20 protein-coding genes are annotated in these 19,798 nt (G+C 65.5%); 12 read left to right on the top strand and 8 right to left on the bottom strand.

Annotated features, from left to right (window positions below; genetic code table 11):
* Positions 1-28 precede the first annotated feature (28 nt).
* From rpiA to RVY76_RS11455, 7 genes are all read left to right on the top strand, one after another.
* On the top strand, positions 29-817 hold the full coding sequence (rpiA, locus tag RVY76_RS11485) for a ribose-5-phosphate isomerase RpiA (RefSeq protein WP_317374164.1): 789 nt from the start codon (positions 29-31) through the stop codon (positions 815-817).
* 10 nt (positions 818-827) lie between these two features.
* Positions 828-2,306, top strand: a complete 1,479-nt coding sequence (locus RVY76_RS11480) for an FAD-dependent oxidoreductase (RefSeq protein WP_317374163.1) — start codon at positions 828-830, stop codon at positions 2,304-2,306.
* Positions 2,307-2,378: 72 nt separating this feature from the next.
* Complete coding sequence (hflK, locus tag RVY76_RS11475; protein ID WP_317374162.1) at positions 2,379-3,539, top strand: FtsH protease activity modulator HflK; 1,161 nt, start codon at positions 2,379-2,381, stop codon at positions 3,537-3,539.
* A complete protein-coding gene (locus RVY76_RS11470) occupies positions 3,539-4,573 on the top strand; it encodes a protease modulator HflC (protein WP_317374161.1) in 1,035 nt (344 codons plus the stop codon). Before hflK ends, RVY76_RS11470 begins: the two co-directional genes overlap by 1 nt.
* The gene (locus tag RVY76_RS11465) at positions 4,573-4,767 is read left to right on the top strand and encodes a DUF2065 domain-containing protein (protein ID WP_317374160.1); all 195 of its coding nucleotides are present in this window, start codon (positions 4,573-4,575) and stop codon (positions 4,765-4,767) included. Before RVY76_RS11470 ends, RVY76_RS11465 begins: the two co-directional genes overlap by 1 nt.
* Before the next feature lie 161 nt (positions 4,768-4,928).
* Complete coding sequence (locus RVY76_RS11460; RefSeq protein WP_317374159.1) at positions 4,929-6,395, top strand: Do family serine endopeptidase; 1,467 nt, start codon at positions 4,929-4,931, stop codon at positions 6,393-6,395.
* Between the two features lie 164 nt (positions 6,396-6,559).
* Positions 6,560-6,883: a 2Fe-2S iron-sulfur cluster-binding protein gene (locus RVY76_RS11455; protein WP_317374158.1), complete on the top strand. Its 324-nt coding sequence runs from the start codon at positions 6,560-6,562 to the stop codon at positions 6,881-6,883.
* Positions 6,884-6,899: 16 nt separating this feature from the next.
* Here RVY76_RS11455 and RVY76_RS11450 read toward each other — a convergent pair whose 3' ends face one another.
* From RVY76_RS11450 to RVY76_RS11440, 3 genes are read right to left on the bottom strand one after another with little or no spacing between them, the layout of a single operon-like run.
* A complete protein-coding gene (locus RVY76_RS11450; protein ID WP_317374156.1) occupies positions 6,900-8,006 on the bottom strand; it encodes a class II histone deacetylase in 1,107 nt (368 codons plus the stop codon).
* The gene (locus RVY76_RS11445) at positions 8,003-8,242 is read right to left on the bottom strand and encodes a hypothetical protein (protein WP_317374155.1); all 240 of its coding nucleotides are present in this window, start codon (positions 8,240-8,242) and stop codon (positions 8,003-8,005) included. Before RVY76_RS11445 ends, RVY76_RS11450 begins: the two co-directional genes overlap by 4 nt.
* Before the next feature lie 32 nt (positions 8,243-8,274).
* Positions 8,275-8,640: a DUF393 domain-containing protein gene (locus tag RVY76_RS11440; RefSeq protein WP_317374154.1), complete on the bottom strand. Its 366-nt coding sequence runs from the start codon at positions 8,638-8,640 to the stop codon at positions 8,275-8,277.
* Between the two features lie 101 nt (positions 8,641-8,741).
* Between RVY76_RS11440 and RVY76_RS11435 the strand changes: the two genes are divergently transcribed.
* The gene (locus RVY76_RS11435) at positions 8,742-9,464 is read left to right on the top strand and encodes a M48 family metallopeptidase (protein WP_317374153.1); all 723 of its coding nucleotides are present in this window, start codon (positions 8,742-8,744) and stop codon (positions 9,462-9,464) included.
* A 78-nt stretch (positions 9,465-9,542) separates the two neighbouring features.
* Positions 9,543-9,830 (top strand): hypothetical protein, encoded by a 288-nt coding sequence (locus tag RVY76_RS11430; RefSeq protein WP_317374152.1) that lies wholly within the window; start codon positions 9,543-9,545, stop codon positions 9,828-9,830.
* Here the strand turns inward: RVY76_RS11430 and ade are convergent.
* From ade to RVY76_RS11415, 3 genes are all read right to left on the bottom strand, one after another.
* Positions 9,827-11,524, bottom strand: a complete 1,698-nt coding sequence (gene ade, locus RVY76_RS11425) for an adenine deaminase (RefSeq protein ID WP_317374151.1) — start codon at positions 11,522-11,524, stop codon at positions 9,827-9,829. The two genes, RVY76_RS11430 and ade, sit on opposite strands and share 4 nt — an antisense overlap.
* A gap of 42 nt (positions 11,525-11,566) precedes the next feature.
* Positions 11,567-12,808, bottom strand: a complete 1,242-nt coding sequence (locus RVY76_RS11420) for an aminopeptidase (protein ID WP_317374149.1) — start codon at positions 12,806-12,808, stop codon at positions 11,567-11,569.
* Positions 12,809-12,877: 69 nt separating this feature from the next.
* Positions 12,878-14,056: an acyl-CoA dehydrogenase family protein gene (locus RVY76_RS11415; protein ID WP_317374147.1), complete on the bottom strand. Its 1,179-nt coding sequence runs from the start codon at positions 14,054-14,056 to the stop codon at positions 12,878-12,880.
* A 176-nt stretch (positions 14,057-14,232) separates the two neighbouring features.
* Between RVY76_RS11415 and RVY76_RS11410 the strand changes: the two genes are divergently transcribed.
* Entirely contained in the window at positions 14,233-15,411 is a 1,179-nt protein-coding gene (locus RVY76_RS11410; protein WP_317374145.1) for a CaiB/BaiF CoA-transferase family protein, read from the top strand.
* Here RVY76_RS11410 and RVY76_RS11405 read toward each other — a convergent pair.
* Complete coding sequence (locus tag RVY76_RS11405; protein WP_317374144.1) at positions 15,408-16,916, bottom strand: YifB family Mg chelatase-like AAA ATPase; 1,509 nt, start codon at positions 16,914-16,916, stop codon at positions 15,408-15,410. The genes RVY76_RS11410 and RVY76_RS11405 overlap by 4 nt on opposite strands.
* Positions 16,917-16,973: 57 nt before the next feature.
* Entirely contained in the window at positions 16,974-17,660 is a 687-nt protein-coding gene (locus tag RVY76_RS11400; RefSeq protein ID WP_317374143.1) for a glutathione S-transferase, read from the bottom strand.
* Between the two features lie 442 nt (positions 17,661-18,102).
* Between RVY76_RS11400 and RVY76_RS11395 the strand changes: the two genes are divergently transcribed.
* Entirely contained in the window at positions 18,103-18,981 is an 879-nt protein-coding gene (locus tag RVY76_RS11395; RefSeq protein ID WP_317374142.1) for an RNA polymerase factor sigma-32, read from the top strand.
* On the top strand, positions 18,978-19,775 hold the full coding sequence (locus RVY76_RS11390) for a ChaN family lipoprotein (protein WP_317374140.1): 798 nt from the start codon (positions 18,978-18,980) through the stop codon (positions 19,773-19,775). Before RVY76_RS11395 ends, RVY76_RS11390 begins: the two co-directional genes overlap by 4 nt.
* The last annotated feature ends 23 nt before the right edge of the window (positions 19,776-19,798 follow it).

Raw genomic sequence — 19,798 nt, 5'->3', positions numbered from 1 at the left:
GGCCGCGAAACGCAGCATCGGGGGCGCGATGACGGAGGATCTATCGCCTGGTGACAGGGCAAAGCGGGCGGCGGCGCGTCGCGCCTGCGATTTCGTCGAGGACGGCATGACGCTGGGCCTCGGGACGGGGAGCACCGCGGCATGGCTCGTCCGTCATCTGGGCGAGCGGGTCGCACATGAGGGGTTGCGGATCCGCGGCGTTCCGACCTCCCGGCGGACCGCCGAGCTCGCCCGCGAGGTGGGGATCGAGATCGTCACGCTCGACGAGGTGCCGCGACTGGACCTCACGATCGACGGGGCAGACGAGTTCGACGGTGCGCTCAATCTCATCAAGGGCGGGGGCGGCGCGCTATTGCGCGAGAAGATCGTCGCCAGCGCGTCGGACCGGATGATCGTGATCGCCGATGCCTCCAAGGAGGTCGCCCGGCTCGGGGCGTTTCCGCTGCCCGTCGAAGTCGTGCCCTTCGGGCGTCATTCGACGCGTCGCCTCGTCGAGGAATGCGTGAGCGCGCTCGACCTGCCGGGCGACAACGTGACGCTGCGCATGGACGGCGATGTCCCTTTCCTGACGGACGAGGGGAATCATATCCTCGATCTGCATCTGGGCCAGATCGGCGATCCGCGGCCCCTGGCGCGCGCGCTTGGCGAGATCGCGGGCGTGGTGGAGCATGGTCTCTTCCTCGACCTCTGCGACACGGTCGTCATGGGCCATCCGGACGAGCGGGTCGAACTCCGCGAAGGCGGGTCGGGGCCGAAGGGGCGACGTCGATCCGTCCGCAGGGGGCGGGACAACATCTTTTCAGACCTGGACGAGTGAACGGGGTTTCATGGCGGATTTCGACTACGACCTTTTCGTGATCGGCGGCGGATCGGGTGGCGTGCGTGCCGCGCGGACGGCGGCTGCCACGGGCGCACGTGTCGCCCTTGCCGAGGAAAGCCGGATGGGCGGCACCTGCGTCATCCGCGGCTGCGTGCCCAAGAAGCTGATGGTCTTCGCATCGGATTACGCGGACCTTGCCGAGGATGCGAAAGCCTATGGCTGGGACGCGGAGATCGGCACCTTCGACTGGCCACGCTTTCGCGGCAAGCTCCACGCCGAGCTCGACCGGCTCGAGAAGGTCTATCGTTCGATGCTGGAAAAGTCGGATGTCGAGGTCTTCGACAGCCGCGCGCGTCTTGCCGACGCGCATAGTGTCGAACTCGCCGATGGTGTCCGCAAGACCGCCAAGCACATCCTCATCGCGACGGGTGGGCATCCGTTCCGGCCCGACATGCCTTGCGCGGATCTGGGTCTCGTGTCGAACGATCTCTTCCTCATGGAGGAGTTGCCGAAGAACGTGCTCATCATCGGCGGTGGCTATATCGCCTGCGAATTCGCCTGCATCCTGAACGGGCTGGGTGTGGACGTCACCCTTTACCATCGCGGTGGCCAGATCCTGCGCGGCTTCGACGAGGAGGCGCGTGGCCTCGTCGCCGAGATGATCGCCGATAGCGGCGTCAGCATCCATACCGGCACGAATATCGTCGAGATGAAGCTTGCCGACGAAGTGGATGTCGAGACGGGAACGATCAGCAATTCCGACGCGGCTCTGGGTGCCCCTGCCAAGAACGATTCGACCAGCCTTGGCGAGAACCCGAAATCCGAGACGCGGCAGAAGGCTGGCAAGCGGATATGGGTCAAGTCGACGACGGGGCGCGAGGGCACGTTCGATCACGTGATCTTTGCCACGGGACGCAGGCCCTCGACCGCGGATATGGGGCTCGAGGATGTCGGCGTGGAGCTCGGGCGGTCCGGGGAGATCGTGGTTGACGAATATTCCCAGAGCACGGTGCCTTCGATCTATGCGATCGGCGACGTAACATCGCGACTGGAGCTTACCCCCGTCGCGATCCGCGAGGGGATGGCCTTCGTCGAGACGGTCTTCAAGGGCAACAGGACCCCGGTGGATCACGAGCTTGTCCCGTCGGCCGTCTTTACCCGTCCTGAGCTCGGCACGATCGGCCTGACCGAGGAGGAGGCGTCGGAGCGGGGCGAGATCGAAGTCTACTGCACGTCGTTCCGTCCGATGCGGCAGGCCTTCATCGACAAGCCGGCCCGCACGTTGCTCAAACTCATCGTCGACCGCGAGACGCGGGTGATCCTCGGCTGTCATATCGTCGCGGACGAGGCCGGCGAGATGATCCAGCTGGTGGGCATTGCAGTGAAGGCCGGGATGACGAAGGAGCAGTTCGACCGGACATGCGCGGTGCACCCGACGATTTCCGAAGAAATCGTGACCATGCGCGAGCCGGTGCGGGCTGGTTGAATCCGGCCGGTTCAGGCACAATCTGTCCAGAGTTCCCTGCAGACACAGAGACCGAGAGAGGCAACACCAGGTATGGCGAGCAATAACGGAGGACCTTGGGGCGGCGGCGGTGGAAATCGCGGCAGCAACGGTGGCGACAACGACGATCGGCGTCCAGGTCGTAACCGCGGAGGCGATAACCAGGTTCCCGATATCGATCAGATCGTGAAAAAGGGCCAGGAGCAGCTGCGCGTCCTCATGGGCGGTCGCGGTGGCAACCGTCCCAATGGCTCGGGCGGAAGCGGTGGCCCTGGCTTCGGTCGCAACACCTGGCTCCTTGGCGGTCTGGTGGTCGTGGGTGTGTGGGCTGCCGCGAGCTTCTACACGGTGAGGCCGGACGAGCAGTCGGTGGAGCTGTTCCTCGGCGAGTTCTCGACCATCGGTCAGCCGGGTCTGAACTTCGCGCCATGGCCCCTCGTCACCGCAGAGGTCATTCCGGTCACGCGCGAGCAGACCGAGGAACTGGGCGTCGGACGTGGAAACGAGACCGATAACGGCCTGATGCTGACGACTGATGCGAACATCGTCGATATCGAATTCGAGGTCGTCTGGAACATCAGCGATCCGGCCAAGTACCTCTTCAATCTGGCGGAGCCGCCGGAGACGATCCGGTCGGTGAGCGAATCCGCGATGCGCGAAGTCGTGGCTCGCTCCGAGCTTGCCCCGATCCTGAACCGCGATCGGGCGCTGATCGCCAATGACGCTCAGGAGCTCATCCAGAACACGCTCGACAGCTACGATTCCGGTGTGAACATCGTTCGTCTCAACCTCGACAAGGCCGATCCGCCCACCGAAGTCATCGACGCCTTCCGCGACGTGCAGGCGGCCGAGCAGGAGCGCGATCGCCTGGAGCGGCAGGCGGATGCCTATGCCAACCAGGTGCTCGCCGATGCGCGCGGTGCCTCGGCGCAGATTCTCGAAGAGGCCGAGGGCTATCGCGCACAGGTCGTGAACGAGGCGCAGGGTGAGGCGAGCCGCTTCACCGCCGTGCTCGGCGAATACCAGAAGGCCCCGGAAGTCACGCGCAAGCGTCTCTACCTCGAGACCATGGAAGAGGTTCTGGGTCGCGTCGACAAGGTCATCATGGACGATCAGGGCAATGGCGGCGGACAGGGCGTCGTGCCGTATCTGCCGATCAACGAACTGAACCGCCGGTCGGGCAACACGACCCAGACCAACGGAGGGACGAATTGATGCGGAAATCCTACATCTTGCTCGGCACCGCGGCCGTCGCGATCGTCGCGCTCATGGGGTCGATCTTCATCGTCGATGAGCGGGAAAAGGCGCTGGTCCTGCAATTCGGTCAGATCAAGTCCGTGAAGGAAACTCCGGGCCTCGCCTTCAAGGTTCCGTTCATCCAGGACGTCGTGCGCTACGACGACCGGATCCTGTCTCTCGATACCGACCCGATCGAGGTAACCCCGTCGGATGACCGCCGCCTGATCGTCGATGCCTTCGCACGGTACCGGATCATGGATGTCGAGCAGTTTCGCCGCGCCGTGGGTGCGGCCGGGATCCGCTCGGCCGAAAGCCGTCTTGCCGCGATCCTCATCGCGCAAACACGGGCGGTTCTGGGTTCCGATGGTGTGACGTCGAACACGATCCTGTCCGAGGATCGCGCGAACCTGATGACGCGGATCCGCGATCAGGCCCGGATCAGGGCGAATGCCCTCGGGATCGAGATCATCGACGTGCGCCTCAAGCAGACGGCCCTTCCCGATCAGAACCTCGCTGCGACCTTCGAACGGATGCGGGCAGAGCGTGAGCGGGAGGCGACCGACGAGCGGGCACGTGGTCAGGAGGCCGCTCAGCGCGTTCGTGCGCAGGCCGACCGGACACGGGTCGAGCTCGTTTCGGAAGCCGAGCGCGAGGCCGAGATCACCCGAGGCGAAGCCGATGCCGAGCGCAATGGCGTCTTTGCCGAGGCTTTCGGTGCGGACGAGGAATTCTTCGAATTCTATCGCTCGCTCACCGCATACGAGCGGTCGCTGCAGGGGGGCAACTCGACGTTGATCATGTCGCCCGACAGCGAATTCTTCAATTACCTGAAGTCCGACAACCCCCGGGGTGCGACCGCATCGGGCCAGCCTGACGCGGCGGATATCCTGAGCTTGACCGAGCCGGGCGCCGAGGACGACGGGGCCGCCGAGGCACCGGAAGGCGCATCGCTCGGGAACCAGAGCGGGACCGAGTTGCAGCAGACGTCGGATAGCGCCGCGACGAATTGATGGAATTCGTCGTTCTGAGCATCGGGCTCGTCCTGATTTTCGAGGGGCTGGTGTTCGCACTGGCCCCTTCGCGTTTGGAGGATCTGCTCGACGCACTACGTCTTGTACCGGTCGAGGCGCGACGTCTGATCGGCCTTCTGGCGTTGGTGGCCGGCGTCGGGCTCGTCGTGCTTTACCACGGGCTGACGACGTGATGTGTCAGACTTTCACGGTGGTTTGACAGATGCATCGATCCGGATCTGTTGCGAGACGCCCACAGAATCGTTTAATCGGATCATCAGGCAACGCCAGGGCTTGCAAGGATCGTCCCGATCTGACGCGGCCCGGATATTCCAGCAGAGCTAAGGAGAGACGAGTGACGTCTATCGCAATCCCGCAAGGCCAGGCGCAGGTTTCTCCGCGCCAATGGTTCACCGCCCTCTTTCTCGGCATCGCTCTTGCCGTGACGCAGGCGGCCAGCGCCAAGGCCACCCCCGAGACTTTCGCTCCTCTGGCAGAGCAGATCAGCGATTCGGTCGTGAATATCACGACATCGACGACGGTCTCGTCGCGGACCGGTCCCGCGCCGCAGATTCCCGAAGGATCCCCCTTCGAGGATTTCTTCCGCGACTTCATGGAGCGCGGCCCAGGCGGCGAAGCGGACCCGGCCCCGCGCAGCCGTGCGGCACTCGGATCCGGTTTCGTCATTTCCGAAGACGGATTTATCGTGACGAACAATCACGTGATTCAGGACGCGGACGAGATCAATATCGAATTCTACAACGGAGAGCAGCTCCCGGCCGAAGTGATCGGGACCGATCCGAACACCGACATCGCGCTTCTGAAGGTCACCTCCGACGCGCCGCTCCAGCCGGTTCCGTTCGGCAACAGCGACGAGGCGCGTGTCGGCGACTGGGTTGTCGCGATGGGCAACCCGCTCGGGCAGGGCTTCTCGGTCTCGGCTGGCATCGTCTCGGCGCGAAATCGCGCGCTTTCGGGGACGTATGACGATTACATTCAGACGGATGCGGCGATCAATCGGGGCAATTCCGGCGGGCCGCTCTTCAACATGGATGGCGAAGTCGTCGGCGTGAATACCGCGATCCTGTCGCCCAATGGCGGTTCGATCGGCATCGGCTTCGCCATGTCCTCGAACGTCGTGACCAAGGTCGTCGACCAGCTTCGCGAATTCGGCGAGACACGGCGCGGTTGGCTGGGCGTCAGCATCCAGGACGTGACGGATGACATCGCCGAAAGCATCGGGCTCGAGAATGTCTCGGGCGCGCTGGTCACCGACGTGCCCGAAGGCCCTGCGCAGGAGGCCGGCGTCGAGGCCGGCGATGTTATCACCGGTTTCAACGGCAACGATGTCGTCGATACCCGGGAACTCGTCCGCCGTGTCGGCGATGCAGAGGTCGGCACCGAGGTTCCGGTGACGGTCTATCGCGACGGCGAGGAGGTCGAGCTGTCCGTCACGCTTGGTCGCCGCGAGGAAGCGCAGGCCATCCGGACCGCGGCCACGCCCGAAGAAGTGCCGCAAAGCGACGAGACGGAACTTCTCGGCCTCACGGTGAGCCCGCTCGACGAAGAGCTCCGCGAGGAACTCGGTCTCTCGTCGGGAATGGACGGTCTCGTCATCACGGAGGTCGCCGATGACAGCGAAGCCTTCGAAAAGGGCATCCGGGCGGGCGACGTCATTACCGAGGCGGGGCAGGAGAAGATCGCGTCCGCATCCGATCTGACCGCCCGCGTCGAAGCCGCGCAGGAGGCTGGACGGAAATCGATCCTCCTGCTCATCCGGCGCGATGGCAATCCGCGTTTCGTGGCTCTGCCGGTGGAGTGATCCGGCCTCTACAAGCATGATGAGGGGGTGGATCCGCGAGGATCCGCCCCTTTTTCGTTTCGGAGGCGTCCGAAAGCCGGTCGTCACGGCAATTCACGTCTGGAAAGCCCGGCCCCGGACCCTTACCAAGTGAGCCGACCCATTGCCCGAAGGAGGCCCGCTCAATGCCGAAGATCACCTATATCGAACATGGCGGAACCGAACATGTCGTCGACGTGCCCGTCGGTCTCACGGTCATGGAGGGCGCGCGCGACAACGGCATTCCGGGAATCGAAGCCGATTGCGGCGGGGCCTGCGCCTGTTCGACCTGTCACGTCTACGTCGCCGAGGAATGGGTCGAAAAGCTGCCTCAGCGTCAGGACATGGAAGAGGACATGCTCGATTTCGCGTATCAGCCCGATCCGACGCGCTCGCGCCTGACCTGCCAGATCAAGGTGACTGACGATCTCGAGGGGCTGGTCGTCCGGATGCCCGAAAAGCAGATCTGAAGACCTTGCAGGCCGATCACCCGATGCCGAGAGTGCGGGTGATCGCGTCGATCCGCGCTTCGACGAAGCCGTCGAATTCGGGGCCGGGCTGCTGGCCCGCGATGCGCGGCCCGAGCGGATCGCCTGCGTCGATCCCGCTGCCGGCGAGCGTCGCTATCGCGGCGTGGCCGCAGAACGGGACATGAAGCTCGGAATAGCCGCCTTCGTGGACAAGGACGAGACGGCCGCCGCAATGACGGTCGGCAAGCTCGGATGCTCGGGCCGTCAGCTTGGCGAAGCTCTGGGCTCCGAGCAGCATCCGGCCGAGTGGATCGACGCCGGACGCATCGAAGCCGCAGGCGACGATGATCAGGTCCGGCGCGAAGGCATCGACCTGCGGCACAACGATCCGATCCCATGCGGACAGATAGCCGGCTTCGCCCGTACCGGGCGGTAGCGGGATGTTGCAGTTGAAGCCTTCGCCCGCCCCGCGGCCACGATCCTCGGCATCGCCGGTATCGAGCGGGTAGTTCCGTTCCTGGTGCAGCGAGATGGTGAGAACGTCGGAGCGGTCGTAGAAGATCGCTTCCGTGCCGTTGCCGTGATGCACGTCCCAATCGATTACCGCGATCCGTCGCGCCAACCCCTTGGCCAGCGAAGCCTCGATCGCGATGGCGATATTCGCGAGCAGGCAGAACCCGTTCGGCCATTCCGGCAGGCAGTGATGACCGGGTGGACGCGACAGCGCGTAGGCGTTGCGCATCTCGCCACTGAGCACGGCGGAGACCGCCGAGACGGACAGTCCGGCCGAAAGCGCGGCGATCTCGAACCCTCCCTTGGAGAACGGGGTCCGCAAGCCGAGCTCGCCGCCCTGATCGTCGGAGAGCATCTTGAATTTCTCGAGGAACGGCTCTGGATGGACGCGGGCGAGATCCTCCCAGGTTGCGGGATCCGCGCCCCGCATGTCGAGGGTCGCAGCGAGGCCCGTCACGTCGATGAGGGATCTGAGCCGCCGCTTGGCGGCGGGGCTTTCGGGCAAGCCCCCCGGCATCGGTTCGACAAGGCCGCCGACGGGGGCGAGAAACGCGTAATTGCCGCCGCCATGCCAGAAGCACCGCTCGTCCCAGAAGAATCCCGTGCTCATCGCTGCTTCGTCCCGAGCTGGTAGGCCCCTTCGGGCAGGTCGAGCGCGGCGGCCAGATCGCGCACTTGCGAAAGCGAAAGCGTCACGGTCCGCACGATGTCGGTGCGCGTGTCGACCTGTTCGAGCGTCACGCAATCCTCGAACGCGTTGACGACGACATCCTCCTGCCTGTGCGGTGCGGGGTCGTCGACCAGCGTGATGATCGTCGCGTCGAAATCGTGTTCGATGGTAAACATGGGCTCACGCTAGGCGATCGGTGAACGGGACGCTAGCGCCTCTCGCGTGCTTTGTGCATGCGGTAGATGATCGGCGCGAGGATCCGGTCATAGATCCACCCCGCAAAGGGGCGAAGCAGAGGTCGATCTACGAGCCTCGCGATCCAGCGCGTACGAGGAAGAGCGCGCCAGATCACGAGGAACGCATCGATGCCCGAGACCAGCCGTCCGTCCCTGACGACGTGAAGCCGCCGCGCCGCCTGATCCTCGGTCAGATCGAACCGGTCGAGCGACATCTCGTTGAAATCGGCAAAGTCCATGTCGATGCCGGCGGCCTCGGCCTGACGGCGATAGGACCGGATCTCGGGCACGCAGATCGGGCAGCGGCCGTTGTAGATGACGAGGGGCGCATCGCTCATGATCGTGAAGATGGGGCGACTGCGATCGTTAAAAACGTGACTGGTCGCCGCACTCGGCGCTGTTATTGTCGCGACCGCCGATGAACCCGACGAAGGTTGCCATGAGATATATCGCGTTCCTCCTCCTGATGGGCCTGACGGCATGCGGGGAGATCGTTCTTGTTCAGCCCGCGCCGCGCCCCGCACCTGTCGAAACGCAGCGCGTCACGCCGACGCCGGTGCCGACACGTCCGAGCGTTCCGGCCCAGGCCTTTCTGCAAGTGGTCGACGACATGCTGCCGGTCGCGATCAACGAGTGCCGCGCGCGGACGCGCGGCGTCAGATGCGATTACGCGATCGTGGTCGACGATCGTCCGGGCATTCCGCCGAACGCGTTCCAGACGCTCGGGCCCGACGGTCAGCCGGTCGTGGGATTCACGCTGGCGCTCATCCGCGATGCGGCCAACAGCGACGAGCTGGCCTTCGTCCTGGGCCACGAGGCGGCGCATCATATCGCGGGCCATATCTCCCGCGGGCAGGCATCCGCCCAGACGGGAGCGATCCTCGCCGGGGCGGTCGCCGCGCTCGGAGGGGGCGACGAGGTCGCGATCGAGCGGGCGCAGAATATCGGGGCCTTCTACGGCGGGCGGCGCTACTCCAAGGAATTCGAACTCGAGGCCGACGCGCTGGGTGCGATCCTGACGATGCGGGCGGGATACGATCCGATCCGCGGCGTTGCCTTCTTCGAGAACGCTCCCGACCCCGGAAACCGCTTCCTGGGGACGCATCCGCCGAATGCCGACCGCATCCGCGTCGTGCGCGAGGTCGTCGCACGACAGAGATAGAGGCCGCGATATTCCGCTCGCGCGATGCACGCCGCCGCTGCTAGGGTCGGGACGTGCCATTCCGAGCGGAGGAGACCCATGCGCATTATCCCGATCGCAGCGCTGCTCACGTTGACTGCCTGTTTGCCGGTGGAGGCACCGCCCATTCCGGTCGATCTGCCGCTTTTGGGGCCGTACCGGGACGAGGGGGACCAGTGCCGCCGCGTGGGCGAAAGTGCCTATACGAACCAGTATCTCGACGATGCAGCCGATTTGGTGGCCTGCCCCGAAGATGCCGGGGATCTCGGTCTCTTCGTGACCGAGACGGGCGGGATCGAGGTCGATCGCGTCGGCGGTTTCGTCCTTTACTCGGTGCCGCGCCGTTAGGGCAGGATCTCAAACTTCAGCACGTCGACGAGCCCCCGGTCGGTGATCTTGAGCGAAGGGATCACCGGCAGGGCGAGGAAGGCCAGTTGCAGGAAGGGCTCCTCGAGTGTCACGCCCAGTGACGTGGCCGCGTCGCGCAGGTCGCGCAGCCGCGCCTCGACATGCTCGAACGGCTCCAGCGACATGAGCCCCGCGACGGGCAAGGCGAGCTCGGCCAGGATTTTCCCATCGTCCGCAACCACGAATCCGCCTTCGATCTCGGTCAGGCGGTTCGCGGCGAGCGCCATGTCGTCGTAATCGATGCCGACGCAGGCGATGTTGTGGTGGTCGTGGCAGACGGTGGAGGCGATGGCCCCACGCGTCATCCCGAAACCGCGCACGAAGCCGGTGGCGACGTTGCCGTTGCATCCATGCCGTTCGAGGATCGCGATGCGCGCGAGATCGCGGGACGGGTCTGGGCGCTTGTCTCCATCGGTGACGGGGATGTCCTCGCTCAGGTGATCGGTCAAAATCTGACCTTCGCGGATCCCGATGACGGGCGTCTCGACCCTGTTGGCGGAAGAGCGGAAAGTCTCTCGCGTGGCCCTGGGGGCGGTCACGGATTTGCGCCCGATGGATGGCAGGTTCCCCCGCGCGGCGAAGGCATCGCCATCGACCACGCGCCCTCCCGCAAGGACGAGCCGCGCGTCGCAGGCCTCGAGGGTTCCGACGGCCACGATGTCGGCGCGTTTGCCCGGCGCGATCAGCCCGCGGTCGCGCAGCCCGAACGCTTCGGCCGCCGAGAGGCTCGCCGCGCGATAGGCCGCCAGCGGCGGTGCGCCCAACGCGACGAGCCGCCGGATCATGTAGTCGAGATGCCCGGCCTCGCCGATATCGAGCGGATTCCGGTCGTCGGTGCAGAGGCACATGTATGGGGCCGTCCGCTCGGTCAGAAGCGGGGCCAACGCGTCGAGATCCTTACTGACGGAGCCTTCGCGGATGAGGACGCGCATTCCCTTCTGCAGCTTCTCGCGCGCTTCGCCGGCGCTCGTCGCCTCGTGTTCGGTCGAGATGCCTGCCGCGACATAGGCGTTGAGATCGCGCCCCGAGAGGAGGGGGCAATGCCCGTCGACATGGCCGCCCGAAAAGAGCCGCAGCTTTTCCATCGCCTGCGGGTCGCGATGGAGTATGCCGGGGTAGTTCATGAATTCGGCAAGTCCGATGCCGCTCGGATCGCCCATCAGGTCGGCAATATTGCGAGCCGTGACCTCCGCACCCGCCGTTTCCATTTCGGTCGAGGGCACGCATGAGGAGAGCTGGACACGCAGGTCCATGAGCGTGAGCCGAGCGGCAGCCTGAAACCAGCGGATTCCGTCCGCGCCCAGCACGTTGGCAATCTCGTGCGGGTCGCAGATCGCGGTGGTGATACCCCTTGGGGTCACGCAGCGGTCGAATTCCAGCGGCGTGACAAGGCTGCTTTCGACATGGAGATGCGTGTCGATGAAGCCCGGGACGAGAATGAGCCCCGAGACGTCGATCACCCGCGCCCCTTCGTAATCCGCGCAGGTTCCGACGATGGTGCCCCCACGGATCGCGACATCGCCGTCGAGCAGGTCACCCGTCACGAGGTCGAGAACACGCCCCCCCCGCAGCACCAGATCGGCGGGCAGATCGCCGCGCGCGGCGGCGATGCGCTGTTCGAGATCGTCGTCCATCGGTTCAGAAGACGCGGGCGGGCGCAGGATGTCCAGCCCGGCCTAGATCGTCCATTCGCCCTTGCGGAAGACGGGTGTGACGCTTCCATCCTCGGCGATGCCGTCGATATCGGTTTCCGGCCCGCCGATCATCCAGTCGACATGGATCATCGAGCTGTTGCCGCCTCGTTCCTCGACCTCGGCCGGGGTGAGCGTGTCGCCATCGACGAAGCATTTGGAATAGCATTGCCCGAGTGCGATATGGCAGGCCGCGTTCTCGTCGAAGAGCGTGTTGTAGAAAAGCAGGCCGGATTGCGAGATCGGCGAGGAATGGGGTACCAGCGCGACCTCGCCCAGACGTGCGGCCCCCTCGTCGGTCGCGATCAGTTCGCGCAAAACGGCTTCGCCCTTTGTCGCGCGCGCCTCGACGATGCGGCCCTCGCGGAACTCTACCTCGATCCCGTCGATGAGGCTGCCCTGATGCGAAAGCGGCTTCGTCGCGCGCACCCGGCCTTCGGTCATCGCTGCATGCGGCGTGGTGAAGACCTCCTCGGTCGGGATGTTGGGATTGCACACGATCCCGTTCCCGGCGCGCGAGGCTCCGCCCATCCATTCGTGCCCGTCGGCAAGGCCCACGGTCAGATCGAGACCGGGGCCGCTGTATTTCAGGGCGCGGAAGCGGTGGCCGTTGAGCCAGTCGGTCCGCTCGGCCAGACGGGCATTGTGCTCGGCCCAGTTCGCGACTGCATTGTCGTCGGTGACGCGGGACGCCGCGAAGATCGCCTCGGCGAGCTTTGCCTGGGCCGCGTCGGGGTCCATGTCGGGGAACATCCGCATCGCCCATTGGCGTCCGGGATAGGCGGCGATGGTCCAGTTGATCTTGAAGGTCGCGATCCTTTCCAGCGCCGGCTTGTAGGCGATGGAATTGGCCTTGCCCGCGCGCGAGACCTTGGCGGGGTCCTGCTCGGCCATGAGCATGGGATCCTCGGCCACGATTGCCATCCGCGCGGTATCGTTGCCGAAGGCCGTGGCCATGCCGTCGTAGAGCCAGCCGGGCGCGGTGTCGAAGCTCTCGTCGCGCGCATGGGCGTAGCGGGCGAGCGCCACCTCCGGGTCCGACAGGATCGGCGTCACGAGATTGGCCCCCGCGCGGTAGGCGGCCGCCGCGACCCGCCGGACGAGCGGCAGCGCCTCGACGGGGGCGGTCAGGATCAGGTCCTGTCCCTCGCGAAGGTTGAGGCCGGTTCGGACCGCGACCTCGGCCAGACGGTCTAGGGCGGCGGGATCGACGGGATCGGAGCTCATTGGGGCGGTCCTTGCTTGGGTGGTCACGCCACGACTTGGACCCCGCGCGCCTCCCCCGTCAAGGCCGGCTCACATCCGTTTCGCAACCTCCTCGAGCATGACCTCGGTCGCACCGCCGCCGATCGACTGCACGCGCGCGTCACGCGACATCCGTTCGATGGTCGATTCGCGCATGAAGCCCATGCCGCCGTGAAACTGCACGCAATCGTACATGACCTCGTTGACGAGCTCGCCCGCTAGCGCCTTGATCATCGAGACCTCGCGCACGACGTCCTCGCCCAGCGCGGCGCGACGGCCGGTGGCATAGATCATCTGGCGGCACGCCTCGACCCGCGCGGCGAGCATGGCGAGACGCTGGCGGATCGCCTGCTTTTCCCAGAGCGCCGCCCCGAAGGCGTTGCGGCCCTTCACCCAGTCGAGCGTGATTTCGAGTGCGACCTGTGCCTCGCCCATGGCCATCGCGCCGATCACCAGACGCTCGTTCTGGAAATTCTTCATGATCTCGTAGAAGCCGCGTCCCTCTTCTCCGAGGACGTTGGTGGCGGGGACCCGCGCGTCCTCGAAGACCAGTTCGGCCGTATCCGATGAGCGCCAGCCATGCTTGTCGAGCTGCCGTCCGACGCTGAAGCCCGGCGTGCCTTTCTCCACCAGGAACATCGTCACGGATCGCGAGGGCTTCGCCTCCGGGTCGGTCTTGGCCGCGACGCAGTAGAGATCCGCGTGGACCCCGTTGGTGATGAAGAGCTTGGATCCGTTCAATACCCAGTCGTCGCCGTCACGCCGTGCGCGGGTGGTGATGCCCTTCACGTCGGACCCGGCACCGGGCTCGGACACGGCCACGGCCGAGACCGCCTCGCCCGAGATGCATTTCGGGATCCACTTGCGGCGCTGCTCGTCGTTGCCGGCGTTCCAGATATGGATCGAGGCCATGTCGGTATGGACGAGCGCACCTATCGCCACGCCGGAAAACGTCGAGCGTCCGAGCTCTTCTGCCCAGACGATCGTGGCCCGATGGTCGAGGCCCGATCCGCCGAATTCCTCAGGATAACGGATGCCGAAGAATCCGATCTCGCCCATCTTGCGGAAGAGCGCGCGGGGCACCATCCCGTCCTCCTCCCATTGCAGGCCGTTGGGTTTGATCTCGGTCTCGACGAAGCGGCGGACCTGATCGCGCAGCATCTGATGTTCTTCGTCGAAGAAGACGGGGCTGGCCGTGGTGGCGGAAAATGCGGTGTCGTAGACTGTCATGCGATGTCCTCCCTGCGACGGAGATCTGGCGCCCCGCAATCCTCCCAGGGGGCGCGGCGGATCCGTCTTCCCGCCATCGGGTTCGAGCCTATCGCAGATGGAACCGGTTACGAGGTAAATTTTGCAGTGGCCATGACGCGGCCCTCGCGTAACTCTCTCGACCGGAGGAGAACACGATGGAGAAACGCGACGGACCGCTTGCCGGTCTCAGGGTGGTGGAGTTCACGGGGATCGGGCCCGTGCCCTATGCCGCCATGCTGCTCGCCGATCTCGGGGCGGAGGTGATCCGGATCGACCGGCCGGGCGGCTATCCCGCCCTCGGCGCGGATCTCGACTTCGCGTCGATGCGCGCGGCGTCGATCTTCTATCGCTCGCGCCCGCTCGTCGAGGTGGATCTCAAGGCCGCGGCCGGGCGCGATCTGGTGTGCCGCCTCGTCTCCCGGTCGGACGCGCTGATCGAAGGGTATCGTCCGGGCGCGATGGAACGGCTGGGTCTCGGACCCCGGGAGTGTCACGCGCTTGCCCCTCGCCTTGCCTATGTGCGGGTGACGGGATGGGGACAGGACGGACCGATGGCGGGAATGGCCGGTCACGACCTCAACTATCTCGGGCTTTCGGGCGTCCTCTCCCGCTTCGGGAGAGACGGTGCGCCGCCCGTCGGCATGCCGCCCCTGATGGGCGACATGGCCGCTGGCGCGCTCTTCGCCGTCATCGGTCTTCTGAGCGCGGTGATGCAGGCGCGCGAGACGGGCAGGGGGCAGGTCGTCGATGCGAACATCGTCGACGGCTCGGCAAGCCTCGCGACGCTGCTCGACGCGCTGGGCGCGATGGGGCTCCACGGACCCGCGGGAAACAATCCGCTCGACGGGGGGCGGCACTACTACCGAACCTATCTCTGCGGAGATGGCCGGTGGCTGGTCGTAGGCGCGATCGAACCCGCCTTCCGCCGCATACTGCTCGACGGGCTGGGGCTTTCGGACGAGCCCATCTTCGCAAGCATGGACCCCGCAGACGATGCGGCTTGCGCGCAGCGGATGGCCGCGATCTTCGCGACGCGTCCGCGCGATCACTGGGTGGCGCTTTTCCACGGAACCGATGGCTGCGTGACGCCGGTGCTGGAGCCGGCTGAGGCGCAAACGCATCCCGCGAACGTGGCACGCGGCGTCTTTGCCGAGATCGACAGCGTGGTTCAGGCCGCACCCGCGCCGCGGATCGGCGGCAAGGCTGGCCGGGTCTCGATGACACCCGCCGAGGCGAGCGTGCCGCGTCCCCAGGCGCTCGAGGGCTGGGGGATCGGGGCGGACGAGATCGCCCGGCTGGTGGCCGATGGCGTACTCGGAGCGGGCTCGGGCTAGGCTCGGGCGGTCAGGCGGAACGACAACGCCTCTGCCACGTGGGGGCGGCGAATGTCGGGCGCGCCATCCAGATCGGCGATCGTGCGGGCGACGCGCAGCACGCGATGATAGCCTCGCGCGCTGAGGCCCAGACGCTCGGCCGCGCCGAGGAGAAGTGCCTTGCTCTCGGCATCGGGCACGGCGATGCGGTCGAGCAACGCGCCCTCGGCATCGGCGTTGACCCGGACGCGGGGATGTTCGGCGAAGCGCTTGTCCTGGACCGCGCGTGCACTGGCCACGCGGGCGGCGACGACCTCGGTGCGCTCGCCGGAGGGCGCGTTGTCGAGATCGGCGAAATCGACGGGCGGCACCTCGACCCGCAGGTCGAAACGATCCATCAACGGCCCGGAAATGCGGCCGAGGTAATCCGCCCCGCAATCGGGAACCCGCGCGCAGGCTCGTGCAGGGTCGGGCAGGTACCCGCATTTGCACGGGTTCGCCGCCGCGACGAGCAGGAACCGGCAAGGGTAGCGTACATGGGCGTTGGCCCGTGCGATCACGACGTCGCCGGTCTCGATCGGTTGGCGGAGCGTTTCGAGGACGGCCCGCGCGAATTCCGGAAACTCGTCCATGAAAAGCACGCCGTTATGGGCGAGGCTGATCTGCCCCGGCTTCGCGCCCTTGCCGCCGCCGACGATGGCGGCCATCGAGGCGGTATGATGCGGCTCCTGAAAGGGCCGGGTGCGGCTGATCCCGCCCTCTTCGATGAGACCGGCGAGGGAGTGGATCATCGACGTCTCGAGTGCTTCGGCAGGCGTCAGGGGCGGCAGGATTCCCGGCATGCGCTGGGCCAGCATCGATTTCCCCGATCCGGGTGTGCCGACCATGATGAGGTGATGACGTCCTGCCGCCGCGATTTCGAGCGCGCGCTTGGCGCGTTCCTGGCCGCGGACCTCGCTCAGGTCGCGGATTCCGGGATCCTCGACGACCTCGCCCGCTTCGGCGGGAGCGAGCGGCGCCTGCCCCGTAAAATGCTGGATCGCAGTGCCGAGCGTTCTGGGCGCGATCACCGCCGTCGCGTCGACCCAGGCGGCCTCGGCACCCGATCCGTGCGGACAGAGAAGCGACCGGCCGCTTTCCGCCGCGGCCATGGCGGCAGGAAGCGCACCGATGACGGGGCGCAGTTTCCCGTCGAGCGACAGCTCGCCCAAGGCCAGCGTCCCCTCGACCATGTCCGCAGGCACGATTTCGAGCGCGGCGAGGATCGCCATCGCGATCGGCAGATCGAAATGACTGCCGATCTTCGGCAGGTCGGCGGGGGAAAGATTGATGACGACCCGCTTCGAGGGCAGCGCGATATTCAGCGCATCGAGCGCCGCACGCACGCGGTCTCGCGCCTCGCTCACCGCCTTGTCGGGCAGCCCGACGATGGAAAAGGCGGGAAGGCCCAGCGACACGGCGCATTGAACCTCGACGAGACGCGCCTCGATCCCTTCGAAGGCGACAGTGTAGGCGCGCGCGACCAATGTGGTATTCCCCTCGTTTCCAGGGGAATCCCTTAGCGCTCTCGTCTTGTCCTTCGGTTAACGCCCCTCCGGCCAAGGCACGCGGCGATGCGGGCGGGCGTAGGCGCTGTCGTGCAGATCCCCACCACGCGTGAGACCCATCTCACGCCAGTCGCGGAAGGCCGGATCGGCGAGATGCCTGTCGACATAGGCGCGTGCGATTTCGGTCACCGCAAGGTCGTAGCCTGCGATCCGTGCCGCGACCGGGGCGTAGAATGCGTCGGCAATGGAATAATCTCCGGCAAGCCACGGCCCACCCGACCTCGCAAGCGCATCGGCCCAGATCGTCGCGAGCCGGTCGAGATCGGCCGCGACGCTTTCCGCAACGGGCACGTCGGCATACCCGGTCCTGAGGCACATGGGGCATTCTGCGCGCAATGCGGAAAATCCGGAATGCATCTCGGCGGCAAGCGATCGCGCCATTGCACGCAAGCTCGGATCCCGCGGCCAGAGCGCGCGCTCGGGGTGACGGCTCGCAAGCTCTTCCGCGATCGCGAGCGAATCGGTAACGCAGGTGCCGTCGTCGCAAAGCAGCACCGGGACGGTCCGCGCCGGTGCCGCGTCGATCTGCACCTCTAGCGGAACCTCGTCATAAAGGGTGACCCATCTTTCGGTCACGGGAATGCCGAACCGGTGAACGACGAGCCAGGCACGCATGGACCAACTCGAAAAGGCAGGATCCGCAAGGATGAGAGTACAGGACATGGAGTGACGGTAATCCGCGTATCTGACGATGGCCAATCGACTTTTGTGTGCAACCGGATCACCGTCGATGAACAGCGCGGTTCAGTGTCGCCCGGTTTTCACGTCTGCGACGAGGCAGGCGGGGAACGATCGTGTCCGAGGCGACGTTCGGGCAGTGAAACTTGCCTTGATCGGCATGTGTCCCCGCGGCGGCATCAGGTGTCAGCGCGATTTCCTGAAAGCCAATCCTGAGGGATTGCCCGCCCGATATCATCCCCGTCAATGTGACCGGATAGCGGGCATCTGAATGCCGCTCCATTAGGCTCCCTAGATTGAATGAGAGCTTTGGCAACAAAATTCCGGAACTTTCGTCCGGTCGCCGCGTCTCACAACTGAAGGGCTATGTGAAATAACATCTAACTCACCGCGCCCGGCACTGGATTATATGCAGGGAGATTGCAGAATGGCATTCGACGGCTTTTCCGACCAGACCTTGTCGCGGCGTGCGATGCAAGCCGAACTGCTGGACGCCGACACCGAGTTGAAACTGGCATATGCCTGGCGCGACCAGCGCGACGAGGCGGCACTGCATCGGCTGATCACCGCTTACATGCGCCTTGCGATCAGCATGGCATCGAAGTTCCGGCGATACGGCGCTCCGATGAACGACCTGATCCAAGAGGCCGGGCTCGGCCTGATGAAGGCGGCCGACAAGTTCGATCCCGATCGTGGCGTGCGGTTCTCGACCTACGCGGTCTGGTGGATCAAGGCGTCGATCCAGGACTACGTGATGCGCAACTGGTCGATGGTCCGAACCGGATCGACCTCGTCGCAGAAATCGCTGTTCTTTAACATGCGCCGCGTCCAGGCCCGACTTGAGCGGGAGGCAGCCGCCCGTGGCGAGCCGCTCGACCGGCACCAGATGCGCCACATGATCTCGGTCGAGGTGGGCGTTCCGCTCCACGATGTCGAGATGATGGAGGGTCGCCTTGCAGGGTCCGACTTCTCCCTGAACGCCACGCAATCGGCCGAGGACGAGGGGCGTCAGTGGATCGACGCGCTCGAAGATGACAGTGCGCAGGCCGACGAGACGGTCAGCCACGCCAAGGATATCGACACCCTGCGGGCCTGGCTCGTCGATGCGATCGGGCAACTCAACGAGCGTGAGCAATTCATCGTCCGTGAGCGCAAGCTTCGCGACCAGCCCCGCACTCTCGAAAGCCTCGGAAGCGAACTCGGGCTCAGCAAGGAACGGGTGAGGCAGCTCGAAGCCGCCGCGTTCCAGAAAATGCGCCGGTCGCTTGAGACGCAATCGACGGAAGTGATGCACTTCCTCGCGTGAGGTGCTTCATTCGACTGTCCATCGCCGTCCTGACCCTCGGGACGGCGATCGCGCATGCGCAGGACGTACCTCTGAAGGCGGATATCGTCGTGATGGGCGAACTTCACGACATCGCAGAGCATCATGCCAATCAGGCCGGCTGGATCGACCGCATGGGACCTTCTGCAATCGTGTTCGAGATGCTCGAACCCGAACAGGGCGAAATTGCCACCGATATGCAAGGCGATCCTGCCGAAATTCTCGGGACCGCACTTGCCTGGGAAGAACGCGGTTGGCCCGATTTCAACATCTATGCACCGATCTTTGCTAGGGCGAACGGTGCCCGGATCTACGGCGCAAGCGTTGCGCGAGACCGGGCCGCTCTGGCTGTCGAGGACGGTGCCGCGGCGGTGATCGGACCCGGCGCTTCAGAGAGCTTTGCTCTAGATATTCCAATCCCCCTCGAAGAACGGGCGATCCGTGAGGCCGAGCAGGCAGAGGCGCATTGCGGGTTGATGCCTCCAGAAATGCTGGCCGGCATGGTCGAGGCCCAGAGGTTGCGAGACGCCACGCTTGCACAGATTGCGATCCGCGCCTTCGATGAAACCGGCGGCTCTGTCGCGATCGTCACGGGCAACGGCCATGCGAGAAACGATTGGGGCGTTCCCGTATATCTGAAGGCTGCGCGGCCCGACCTCTCGGTCACTTCGATCGGACAATATGTCGACGCTGAGTCCGATGCGCCTTTCGACCATGTGGTGATCGCCGGCGGCTATCCGGACGACCGGGACGATCCCTGCGACGCCCTGCGCTAGCGCGGCTTGCCGGTCCCGTGGCT

This window comes from Palleronia sp. LCG004 (genome assembly GCF_032931615.1).
Taxonomy (GTDB): domain Bacteria; phylum Pseudomonadota; class Alphaproteobacteria; order Rhodobacterales; family Rhodobacteraceae; genus Palleronia.
The sequence above is the reverse complement of the archived record's forward strand: the minus strand, read 5'-3'. Positions and strand labels throughout refer to the sequence as shown.